The following is an 11,001-nucleotide window of genomic DNA, read 5'->3' on the forward strand; positions in this document are numbered from 1 at the left end:
GCTATCCAGCAAAGATCACCTGGCGCCGATGAGCAAGGCGTACAGAACCACTCTCCAGGAGGACCCCGTGGCGAAGGCGAAGTTCGAGCGGACTAAGCCGCACGTCAACATCGGCACCATCGGTCACATTGACCACGGTAAGACGACCCTCACGGCCGCCATTACCAAGGTGCTGCACGACGCGTACCCGGACCTGAACGAGGCCTCGGCCTTCGACCAGATCGACAAGGCTCCCGAAGAGCGCCAGCGCGGTATCACCATCTCCATCGCGCACGTCGAGTACCAGACCGAGGCGCGTCACTACGCCCACGTCGACTGCCCGGGTCACGCGGACTACATCAAGAACATGATCACCGGTGCCGCGCAGATGGACGGCGCGATCCTCGTGGTCGCCGCCACCGACGGCCCGATGCCGCAGACCAAGGAGCACGTGCTCCTGGCCCGCCAGGTCGGCGTCCCCTACATCGTCGTCGCCCTGAACAAGGCCGACATGGTGGACGACGAGGAGATCCTGGAGCTCGTCGAGCTCGAGGTGCGCGAGCTCCTCTCCGACTACGAGTTCCCGGGCGACGACCTTCCGGTCGTCCGCGTCTCCGCGCTGAAGGCGCTCGAGGGCGACAAGGAGTGGGGCGAGAAGCTTCTCGGCCTCATGACCGCCGTCGACGAGGCCATCCCGACCCCGCCGCGTGACACCGAGCTGCCGTTCCTCATGCCCGTCGAGGACGTCTTCACGATCACCGGTCGCGGTACCGTCGTCACCGGCCGTATCGAGCGTGGTGTCCTGAAGGTCAACGAGACCGTCGACATCATCGGTATCAAGGAGACCAAGACCACCACCACGGTCACCGGTATCGAGATGTTCCGCAAGCTCCTCGACGAGGGCCAGGCGGGCGAGAACGTCGGTCTGCTCCTCCGTGGCATCAAGCGCGAGGACGTCGAGCGCGGCCAGGTCATCATCAAGCCCGGTTCGGTCACCCCGCACACCGAGTTCGAGGCCCAGGCCTACATCCTGTCGAAGGACGAGGGTGGCCGTCACACCCCCTTCTTCAACAACTACCGTCCGCAGTTCTACTTCCGTACCACGGACGTCACGGGTGTCGTCACCCTGCCGGCCGGCACGGAGATGGTCATGCCGGGCGACAACACCGAGATGACGGTCGCGCTGATCCAGCCGGTCGCCATGGAGGAAGGCCTCAAGTTCGCCATCCGTGAGGGTGGTCGTACCGTGGGCGCCGGCCAGGTCACCAAGATCACGAAGTAATTCGTGTTCTGACCTGGTAGCTCGCGCGAGCGGGCACCACGTTTGACAGGAGGGCCCCTTCCCCCGCCCCCGCCCGCCGGGGGAGCGGGCCCCGGGGCGGGGCGCCCCCGGGCGGACCCCCCCCGGGCGGGGGCGCGCCTCGGCGCGCCCCCCGGGCCCCACCCCCCCCGGGGCGCGGGCCCCCGGGGCCCCCGCCGCGCGGTCCACCCCCGGGGCCCCCGCGACGCCGGCCCCCCGGGGGGGGGTGCGGCCCTCTTCGCTACGCCGTGCCGTGCGCGGCGGCGGTCAGTTCACGCGCAGGGACTCGGTGAACTCGAGGCACGCCGCGTGGTCGGGCAGCAGGCCCGTCGCGAGGGCGTCGGCCAGCGACGGCGCGGCCTCGTCGCGGGCGGACAGCAGCGGGACCTCCGCCGGCCAGTCGATGCCCAGGTCCGGGTCCAGCGGGTGCACCGAGTGCTCGCCCGTCGGGTTGTACGTCTCCGAGCAGAGGTAGGACAGCGTGGCGTCGTCGCTCAGCGCGCAGAAGCCGTGGCCCATGCCTTCGGGGATGTAGACCGCACGGCGGTCCACGTCGTCCAGCCGGACGCCCTCCCAGCGGCCGAAGGTCGGGGAGCCGACCCGCAGGTCCACGATGACGTCGAGCACGGCGCCGCGCACGCAGGTGACGTACTTGGCCTGGCCGCGCGGGACGTCGGCGAAGTGGATGCCGCGCACCACACCGCGCTGGGAGACGGAGAGGTTCGCCTGCGCCAGGTTCAGCGGGTGGCCGACGACCTCGGCGAGACGGTCGAAGCGGTACCACTCCATGAACATGCCGCGCGGGTCGCCGTGCTGCTGAGGGGTGATCTCGAAGACGCCCCCGAGGGAGAGTTCGCGGAACTTCACCGGGAGGCCTCCTCTTCGAGCAGACCGATCAGGTAGTCCCCGTAGCCGCTCTTGAGGAGGGGCTCGGCCAGCGCGCGCAGCTGCGCGGAGTCGATCAGGCCCGCCCGCCAGGCGGCCTCCTCGATGCAGCCGATCTTGAAGCCCTGACGCTCCTCGATCACGCGCACGAACTCCGAGGCCTGCACCATCGACACGAAGGTGCCGGTGTCGAGCCAGGCGGTGCCGCGGTCGAGGATGGTGACATTCAGCTCACCGGCCTGGAGGTACGCGTCGTTGACGGCCGTGATCTCCAGCTCGCCGCGGGCGCTGGGCTTCAGGCCGCGGGCTATCTCCACGACGCGGTTGTCGTAGAAGTAGAGGCCCGGCACGGCGTAGCGCGACTTGGGCTTGACCGGCTTCTCCTCGATGGAGATGGCCTGGCCGTTCGCGTCGAACTCGACCACGCCGTACGCCGTCGGGTCCGCCACCGGGTACGCGAAGACCCGGCCGCCCTTGGAGTCGGTGTGCTCGGCCAGACGCGTGCCGAGGCCACTGCCGTGGAAGATGTTGTCGCCGAGGATCAGGGCGACCGAGTCGTCACCGATGAAGTCGGCGCCGAGCACGAAGGCCTGGGCGATGCCCTCGGGGCGCTCCTGGACGGCGTACTCCAGACGGATGCCGAACTGCGAGCCGTCGCCGAGCAGGCGCTCGAACTGGTCGCGGTCGTCCGGGGTGGTGATGACGAGGATCTCGCTGATCCCGGCCATGACCAGCGTCGAGAGCGGGTAGTAGATCATCGGCTTGTCGAAGACGGGCAGCAGCTGCTTCGAGACTGCCCGCGTCAGAGGCCAGAGTCGGGATCCGGTGCCGCCGGCCAAGAGAATTCCACGCATGGCCCAACCCTATGCGAGAGCAACGGGGGCGCGGGGTCTGGGTACATAACGGAATGGACGGGGCCCCGTGGCGGAGTAGGCGAGCGGCTAGACTGTTTGTATTATGCGCATCCTCGTGACCGGCGGCGCCGGCTTCATCGGTTCAGAATTCGTCCGCCAGCAGCTCGGTTCGGACCCCTCGGCCCAGATCACCGTCTTCGACAAGCTGACGTACTCAGGCGTCGAAGCCAACCTCGCTCCCGTCGCGGACCACCCCGGCTACGCCTTCGTCAAGGGTGACATCTGCGACGCCGAGGCCGTCGACCAGGTGATGCCCGGCCACGACGTCGTCGTGCACTTCGCCGCGGAGTCCCACGTGGACCGCTCGATCGCCGGCGCCGGACCCTTCGTGATGACCAACGTCGTGGGCACCCAGGTCCTCCTGGACGCCGCCCGCAAGCACGGTGTCGGCCGCTTCGTCCACATCTCCACCGACGAGGTGTACGGCTCGATCTCCGAGGGTTCCTGGACCGAGGAGTGGCCGCTGGTGCCCAACTCCCCGTACTCCGCCTCGAAGGCCTCCTCCGACCTGCTCGCGCTGGCCTACGCCCGGACGCACGGCATGGACGTCGTCGTCACGCGCTGCTCCAACAACTACGGGCACTACCAGTTCCCGGAGAAGGTCATCCCGCTGTTCGTCTCGAACCTGATGGACGGCAAGAAGGTCCCGCTGTACGGCCACGGCGGCAACGTCCGCGACTGGCTGCACGTCTCCGACCACTGCCGCGGCATCGACCTGGCGATGCGCAAGGGCCGCGGCGGCGAGGTCTACAACATCGGCGGCGGCGTCGAGCTCACCAACAAGGAGCTCACCGGCGTCCTGCTCGAGGCCGCCGGCCTCGGCTGGGACATGGTCGAGCGCGTCGAGGACCGCAAGGGCCACGACCTGCGCTACTCCATCGACATCAGCAAGATCGGCTCGGAGCTCGGCTACGCCCCGCAGGTCACCTTCGAGGACGGCATCGCGTCGACCATCGACTGGTACCGCGAGAACCGCGCCTGGTGGGAGCCTCTGAAGGCGAAGGCAGCGCTGCAGAAGTGACCGTGAATCCAGCCGGCGCGCGCTGGCTCGTCACCGGCGCCGCCGGCATGCTCGGCCAGGACGTCCTGGCCGTGCTCGAAGGCGCCGGGATCGAGTCCGCGGGGCTGAGCCGCGGCGACCTCGACATCACCGACCCGGCCGCCGTCCAGGCGGCCGTGGACGGTGCGGCCGTGGTCGTGAACTGCGCCGGCTGGACCGACGTCGACGGCGCGGAGACGGCCGAGGAGGCCGCCACCGCCGTCAACGGCACGGGTGTACGGAACCTCGCCGCGGCCTGCGCCGTGGCCGGGGCCCGGCTGCTGCACGTCTCCAGCGACTACGTGCTGCCGGGCGACGCCTCGCAGCCGTACCCCGAGTCCGCCCCGACCGGCCCGGTCAACGCCTACGGCCGCTCCAAGCTGGTCGGCGAGCGGGCCATCGCCGAACTGCTGCCGCGGGACGGCTACATCGTCCGCACCGCCTGGATGTACGGAGAGCACGGTCCGAACTTCGTCTCCACCATGCTCAAGCTCGCCACCCAGCGGGACACCGTCGACGTGGTCGACGACCAGCACGGCCAGCCCACCTGGTCGTACGCGCTCGCCCGGCGATTAGCCGAGCTCGGCCGAGCGGCTCTCGACGGCCGAGCCCCCGGCGGGGTGTACCACGGCACCGCGAGCGGCCGGACCACCTGGTTCGGACTCGCCCGCGAGACCTACCGGCTCAGCGGCCTGGACCCCGAGCGGATCCGGCCGACGGACTCCGCCACGTTCGTCCGCCCCGCAGTCCGTCCCGCCTTCAGCGTCCTCGCCCACGGCCGCTGGACCGAGGTCGGCCTGGCCCCGCTCGCGGACTGGCGCGAACAGCTGGCCGAAGCCCTGGCCCTCCCGGCCTTCGCGGTGCGCAACGGCGCGGACCGCGACGGGGGCGTCGGATGAGCTCCCCAGCGGGCCGGCCGTGCCGGACCGTCGGAGCCGCCGGAGCCCTCGCCCTGCTCACCGTCGCCCTCGCCCCGGGTGAGGCGGCTCACCCTGTGATCCTGACCCATCCTCCCGGCTCCGCCGCCGCAGTGCTCGCTATGCTGATCGCACTGAGGCCCGGTGTCCCCTCTACGGCTCCGGAAGCCGTCCAAGGCCCCGGAAAGACAGGCGTCGCGAGCCCGCTGGGCGCCGGCGCGGGCGGGAAATGACCGTGTCCGCCCCCGAAGTCCCACCGATCCCCGCGCACTTGTCCGTGCCACATATTGCTGGAGTTAGCGTGTCCCAATACGACGATGTCTGGCTGGTCATCCCGGCCTATAACGAGGGGCAGGTGATCGCCGACGTCGTCGAGGGAGCGCGCAAGACCTTTCCGAACATAGTCGTCGTCGACGACGGCAGCTCGGACGACTCGGCCCAGCACATCGCGACCACCGGGGCCCACCTGGTGCAGCACCCGGTCAACCTCGGCCAGGGTGCCGCCCTCCAGACCGGTCTCAAGTACGCGCTCTCCCAGCCGGGTGCCCGCTACTTCGCCACCTTCGACGCGGACGGCCAGCACCAGACCGACGACGTCGAGAAGATGGTCGCGGTACTGCGCGGCGGCGAGGCCGACGTCGTGCTCGGCTCGCGCTTCATCGAGCAGAACGGCCAAGTGCCGTGGATCAAGCGGGTCGTGCTGCGCACGGCCGCGGCCGTCAGCCCGACCGCCCGCAAGCTCAACCTCACCGACTCGCACAACGGCCTGCGCGTACTGGGCCGCAAGGCGGCGGAGCAGGTGCAGATCACGCACAACGGCATGGCCCACGCCTCCGAGATCGTCGGCTACCTGGCCGGCTCCGGACTGCGCGTCGTCGAGGTCCCCGTGAACATCCTCTACACCGACTACTCGCGCGCCAAGGGTCAGTCCCTGATCAACGGCGTCAACATCCTCTTCGACATCACCCTGCGGGAGCGTGGCCGCCGATGAAGTACTTCTGGATCCAGCTGGTGCTCATCCTGGGCTCCGTCTCGTTGGCCCTGATGTTCATACGCAACTGGGACCAGGCGAAGACGCGGGCCTGGAAGCGCATCGCCTTCTCCGTCTTCGTCGTCGTCAACGTCTACGCCGTGCTGCGCCCGACGGACGTCACCTGGCTCGCCCACGCGCTCGGCGTCGGCCGGGGCACCGACCTGGTGCTGTACGTGATGGTCCTGGCCATGGGCTTCCTCACCCTCAACACCTTCCTGCGCTTCCGCTCGCTGGAGAAGAAGATCACCGACCTGGCCCGGACGGTGGCCCTCAGCGAGGGCGTGCGCCACAACGGGGAGCGCCTCGGCCAGGACGCGGTCTCCCCGATCGTTCCGACCGGGTCCGCACCGTCCGCCGAGCTCGCGGCGACCGTGACGGCCGAGGCTCCGTCGGACTCCGTCAAGGCCTGAGGAACCGGGGGACCGCGATGGTGACCTTAGACTTCCTGATCCCCTACTACGGGGACGTCCGGTTGATGCAGGGCGCCGTGCGCAGCGTCCTGGCCCAGACGGATCCGGACTTCCGGCTCGTCGTCGTCGACGACGGCCAGGAGCCGGAGGTCCCCGGCTGGTTCGCGGCGCTCGGCGACGAGCGGGTCACCTACACCCGCAACGAGCGGAACCTCGGCATCACCGAGAACTTCAGGAAGTGCGTGCGCCTCTCGGAGGCCGACTACGTCGTCATCATGGGCTGCGACGACGTCCTCGACCGGCACTACGTGAGGACCGTACGGGACCTCGCGCGGGCCCAGCCGGGCATCGGCATGATCCAGCCCGGGGTCGAGATCATCGACTCCGAAGGCCGGGTCACCGCCGGACTGGTGGACAAGGTCAAGCGCATGGTCTACGCCCCGCGGGTCAAGGGCCGGCGCACGATGGCGGGGGAGGAGCTCGCCGTCAGCGTCCTGCGCGGGAACTGGCTGTACTTCCCGTCCATCGCCTGGCGGGGCGAGGCCCTGCGCCGGGTGAGCTTCCAGGCCGAGTACTCGGTGATCCAGGACCTCGCGCTCGTGGTCGACCTCCTCGAACTCGGCGAGGAGATGGTGATCGACCACGCGGCCCCCGTCTTCCAGTACCGCCGGCACGCCGTCAGCGAGTCCTCGGTCCAGGCCTTCACCGGCACCCGCTTCACCGAGGCCGCGCGCTACTTCGACGCGGTCGCCGGCCGGATGGACGCCCGCGGCTGGTCCAGGGCGGCCCGCGCCGCCCGCATCCACAGCGGCTCCCGCTTCCACGCCCTCTCGATGCTGCCGGGCGCCCTGCGTCACGGCCGGCGCGAGGGCGTCCGCAACCTGGCCCGGCACGCCTTCACCTCGGGCGTCCCCCGGTAGCACCGACGCCGCGTGACACGGCACGAGAAACGGCCTGCGGCCGGTCCCAGGACCGGCCGCAGGCCGTTGCGCATCGCCCGCGCACTACTTCTTGGCACGCTCCAGGGAGTAGCTGCCGCACTCGTGGTTGATCGCGAACATCGGGCACCGGCCGTTCCCCTGCCGCAGGTTGTGCGAGTTCCAGGCGAGCTGGGAGAGGGCGTTGTCATCGGGGGACCCGGGCATGTACTGGTTCGCGGTGGCGGAGCCCGCCATCCCGAAGAGCAGCGCCATCGCGCACAGCGCGCCGATGACACCCGCGGGGGACCGCTGGGTGAGCCGGTTCGGCAGGCGCGTCTCGTTCGCCCGCATCCAGTCCCGGACGCGCTGGGACGCGTAGTACGCCGCCAGTCCCGTGAGGGCGATCAGGCAGTACGTGATCTGGTGGCTGGTGCGCGGGTACAGCTGCACGACCCCGTCCTGCTCCATGTGCGAGGCGTACCAGTAGCGCAGCAGGAACGCGCTGGCCGTGCACGCGGCGAGGGTGATCACCGCCGGCTTGCGCATGGCCAGGCCGAGGGCCGTGGCCAGGCCGATCACCAGGACGACGCTGAACAGCTGGACACCGCCGAGCTCGCCGAGCGGCGGCAGGCCGATCGTGCGCTGCGCGCCGGGGGCGTTGTTGCCCCACATCGCGAAGTACGCCGGGTCGGTGGAGGTGTCGAAGTAGAAGAAGGTGTCCTTGGTGCCCCGCGAACGCAGCAGGCTCACCATGTACTTGCCGGCCAGCGCGAGGAACACGACCAGGGACGCGCCCAGCGGGAGCACGGCGTCCACCAGCGTCCGCTTGCCGCCCTCGCGGTACTTCAGCGCCAGGACGATCGTGAACAGCACGGCCACACCGACCGCGGACCAGACGAACCAGCCCGAGTACAGCAGGAATATCAGGGCGAGGACGGCCCCGAGCCCGCCGCCCATCAGCATCGACCTCTTGCGTCCCAGCAGACTGGAGCGCTGCACCACGTCGAGCAGCTTGGCGAGGACCGGGATCACGACGACGAGCACGAGCGCCGAGTACGGCTTGTACAGGTCCACCAGCGGCAGCATGGCGGTGACTCCGACGCCGAGCGCCCACAGCGGGGGCAGCAGCATGCGCCACACCAGGTAGGCGACGGGCCCGGAGATGGCGACGAAGCCGATCATCATCCACTTCGTGGCCTTGCCCATGTCACCGCCGAACACCTCGTACGCTCCGGCGAGCAGGTACGGGAACCCGGGCGGGTACATCGACGGCAGCGGCACCCCGTCGATGATGTTGAGCCCCCACTGCTGGAGGTAGCCGATGTCACCGCCGAGGCCGTTCAGCGGCCAGTCGGCGCCGCGCAGCGCCACCACGTGGCCGGCTGCCGTCACACCGGTGGCCAGACCGGCCACGGCGGCCGCGCCGACCCGCACGGCGACGGCGGGCACCATCCTGGCGAGGAGGAGATAGAGGAGTACGGTCGCCCCCAGCAGCACCAACAGCCGGAGCTGGATCGCCGCCAGGCCGCTGACCTGACCGATCCGTTCCATCGGGTTGACCCGCAGGCGCCAGCCCAGGAACGTGAGCAGCCCTGCGAAGAAGAGCGAGGTGCCCACCTCGGCGCCGATGAGTACCAGCGAGCGGGACATCCGGCGGTACGGCTTCGGCCGATCAGCCCGGCGCTCCGCGCCCGGTGTTGGTTTGAGGGCGATGTCTATCATGGCCTGTGACCTTACCGGCCCCCGCCCCCGTGGTGTGACGGCGATAAGGCCTCCAGAGCCCCCGGAGCAGCGGAATTACAGCCTCCGTACGGCAGCGGCCCCGGGGATTGTGAACGAATTCACGGGCGGGCGCCGCGGACGTTTCCGTTCCGTTCCCGCACACCCCCGCGCGCGGGTCCGCCCGGCGCCCCGGCTCAGTGCTTCCCGACGCGCTGCGGGGGGTTGTACGGAGCGCACCTGCCGTGCTCGGCGAACATCGGGCACTCCCCGTTCGACTGCCGCACGTTGTGCGCGGTCCAGGTCAGCTGCCCGTTGGAGCTCTCGCCCGGGCTCGCCGGCATGTAGGCGTTGGCGGTGGCCGACCCGGCCATCCCGAAGAGCAGCCCCAGCGCGCACAGCGCGCCGATGACCATGGCCCGGGGCGTGCCCGCGGCCCCGCGCCGCCTCCCGGCGCCCGCGGCGCCCTCGTGGGCGCGGGACCAGTCCCGGACCCGCTGCACGGTGAGGTACACCGCCAGACCCGTCAGCGCGATCAGGCAGTACGTGATCTGCACGCTGGTGCGCGGGTACAGCTGCACGGCACTGTCCCGCTCCATGTGCGAGGCGTACCAGTAGCGCAGCAGGAAGGCGCTCCCCGTGCAGGCGGCCAGGGTCAGCACGGCCGGGCGCCGCAGACCGAGGGTGAGGGCCACGCCCAGCCCGATCACCAGCACGATGCTGAACAGCTGGACGCCGCCGAGCTCACCCAGCGGCGCCCAGCCCGCCATGCGCTGACGGCCCGGGAACGCGCCGCCCCACATGGCGAAGTAGGCGGGGTCGCTGTAGGTGTCGAAGTAGAAGTACCCGTCCTTGGTGGAACCGCCCGTGGCGAGCAGGTTCACCAGGTAGCTGCCGGCCAGCAGGAGGAAGGCCGCGGTGGCGGCGCCCAGCGCCAGCAGCCCGTCCGCCAGGGCGCGCTTTCCGCCCGAGCGGGCGAGCCGTACCAGCAGGAGGGCGAACAGCACGACCATGCCGACCGCGGACCAGAGGAACCAGCCCGAGTACAGCAGGAACATCGCGGCGAGCAGCACCCCGAGCCCGGCGCCCGCGGCCGTCGCGCGCTTGCGTCCCAGCTCGGCGGAGCGCTGCACCACGTCGGCCAGCTTGGCGAAGACCGGGATCACGACGATCAGGACGAGCGCGGAGTACGGCTTGTACAGGTCCATCAGCGGCAGGGTCGAGGTCACCCCGACGCCCAGCGCCCACAGCGGCGGCAGCAGCATCCGCCAGGCCAGGTACGCGGCGGGCCCGGCGATCGCGGCGAAGCCGATCATCAGCCACTTCATGGCCTTCGGGACGTCGCCGTCGAAGAAGAGCTGCGCGGTGCTCGCGAGCAGGTGCGGGAAGCCGGGCGGGTACTCCTTGGGGAGCGCCACCCCGTCGATGATGTTGAAGGCCCACTGCTGGAGGTTCCCGGCGTCGGCCCAGTTCGCGTACATCGGCCAGTCGGTGCCGCGCAGGGCCACCACGTTGCCCGCCGCGATCACCCCGGTGGCGAGGCCCGCCACGGCCGCCGAGGCCAGCCGGACGGCGGCTCCCGGCCACATCCGGGCGAAGAAGGCGTACAGCAGCACGGTCGCGGCCAGCAGGAACAGCAGGCGCAGCTGGATCGCCGCCAGACCGCTCACCTGACCGATGCGCTCCACCGGATCCACCCGCAGGCGCCAGGCCAGTCCGGTGAGCAGCACCGCGGCGATGACAGACGTGGCCGCCTCGGCCGCGGTGACGGCTGCCTTGCGCGCGGGCCCGGCGCCCGCGCGGTGCGAGGCCCGGAGATCGGTGCCTGGTGCGGGCGAAGCGGCGATGTCTATCATGTCGGGGACCCTACCGGCCCGTACCTCCA

General features: G+C 70.5%; 10 protein-coding genes. 6 read left to right on the forward strand and 4 right to left on the reverse strand.

Annotation, left to right across the window (positions count from 1 at the left end; translation table 11 throughout):
* The first annotated feature begins 67 nt into the window (after nucleotides 1-67).
* The gene (gene tuf, locus ACWF9Z_RS11735; RefSeq protein WP_407837694.1) at nucleotides 68-1,261 is read left to right on the forward strand and encodes an elongation factor Tu; all 1,194 of its coding nucleotides are present in this window, start codon (nucleotides 68-70) and stop codon (nucleotides 1,259-1,261) included.
* Between the two features lie 285 nt (nucleotides 1,262-1,546).
* Here tuf and rfbC read toward each other — a convergent pair whose 3' ends face one another.
* Both rfbC and rfbA read right to left on the reverse strand, forming a co-directional pair.
* Nucleotides 1,547-2,146, reverse strand: coding sequence for a dTDP-4-dehydrorhamnose 3,5-epimerase (gene rfbC / locus ACWF9Z_RS11740; RefSeq protein WP_453600516.1), 600 nt, complete (start codon nucleotides 2,144-2,146; stop codon nucleotides 1,547-1,549).
* Nucleotides 2,143-3,018, reverse strand: coding sequence for a glucose-1-phosphate thymidylyltransferase RfbA (rfbA, locus tag ACWF9Z_RS11745; RefSeq protein WP_453600518.1), 876 nt, complete (start codon nucleotides 3,016-3,018; stop codon nucleotides 2,143-2,145). Before rfbA ends, rfbC begins: the two co-directional genes overlap by 4 nt.
* 103 nt (nucleotides 3,019-3,121) lie before the next feature.
* Between rfbA and rfbB the strand changes: the two genes are divergently transcribed.
* The 5 genes from rfbB (at nucleotide 3,122) to ACWF9Z_RS11770 (ending at nucleotide 7,397) form a co-directional block, all read left to right on the forward strand.
* Nucleotides 3,122-4,099: a dTDP-glucose 4,6-dehydratase gene (rfbB, locus tag ACWF9Z_RS11750; protein ID WP_453600521.1), complete on the forward strand. Its 978-nt coding sequence runs from the start codon at nucleotides 3,122-3,124 to the stop codon at nucleotides 4,097-4,099.
* Between the two features lie 47 nt (nucleotides 4,100-4,146).
* Nucleotides 4,147-5,016 (forward strand): dTDP-4-dehydrorhamnose reductase, encoded by an 870-nt coding sequence (gene rfbD / locus ACWF9Z_RS11755; RefSeq protein ID WP_453600740.1) that lies wholly within the window; start codon nucleotides 4,147-4,149, stop codon nucleotides 5,014-5,016.
* A gap of 319 nt (nucleotides 5,017-5,335) precedes the next feature.
* Nucleotides 5,336-6,025 (forward strand): glycosyltransferase family 2 protein, encoded by a 690-nt coding sequence (locus ACWF9Z_RS11760; protein WP_453600524.1) that lies wholly within the window; start codon nucleotides 5,336-5,338, stop codon nucleotides 6,023-6,025.
* Nucleotides 6,022-6,477 carry a DUF2304 family protein gene (locus ACWF9Z_RS11765; protein ID WP_453600526.1) on the forward strand — a complete coding sequence of 152 codons (456 nt, stop codon included), beginning with the start codon at nucleotides 6,022-6,024 and terminating at the stop codon, nucleotides 6,475-6,477. Before ACWF9Z_RS11760 ends, ACWF9Z_RS11765 begins: the two co-directional genes overlap by 4 nt.
* Before the next feature lie 17 nt (nucleotides 6,478-6,494).
* Complete coding sequence (locus ACWF9Z_RS11770) at nucleotides 6,495-7,397, forward strand: glycosyltransferase family 2 protein (RefSeq protein ID WP_453600529.1); 903 nt, start codon at nucleotides 6,495-6,497, stop codon at nucleotides 7,395-7,397.
* A gap of 84 nt (nucleotides 7,398-7,481) precedes the next feature.
* Here ACWF9Z_RS11770 and ACWF9Z_RS11775 read toward each other — a convergent pair whose 3' ends face one another.
* Nucleotides 7,482-9,119: a hypothetical protein gene (locus tag ACWF9Z_RS11775; protein ID WP_453600532.1), complete on the reverse strand. Its 1,638-nt coding sequence runs from the start codon at nucleotides 9,117-9,119 to the stop codon at nucleotides 7,482-7,484.
* A 194-nt stretch (nucleotides 9,120-9,313) separates the two neighbouring features.
* Nucleotides 9,314-10,972: a hypothetical protein gene (locus tag ACWF9Z_RS11780; RefSeq protein ID WP_453600534.1), complete on the reverse strand. Its 1,659-nt coding sequence runs from the start codon at nucleotides 10,970-10,972 to the stop codon at nucleotides 9,314-9,316.
* Nucleotides 10,973-11,001 lie beyond the last annotated feature (29 nt).

The sequence above is a fragment of the Streptomyces sp. NPDC054961 genome (genome assembly GCF_053609145.1).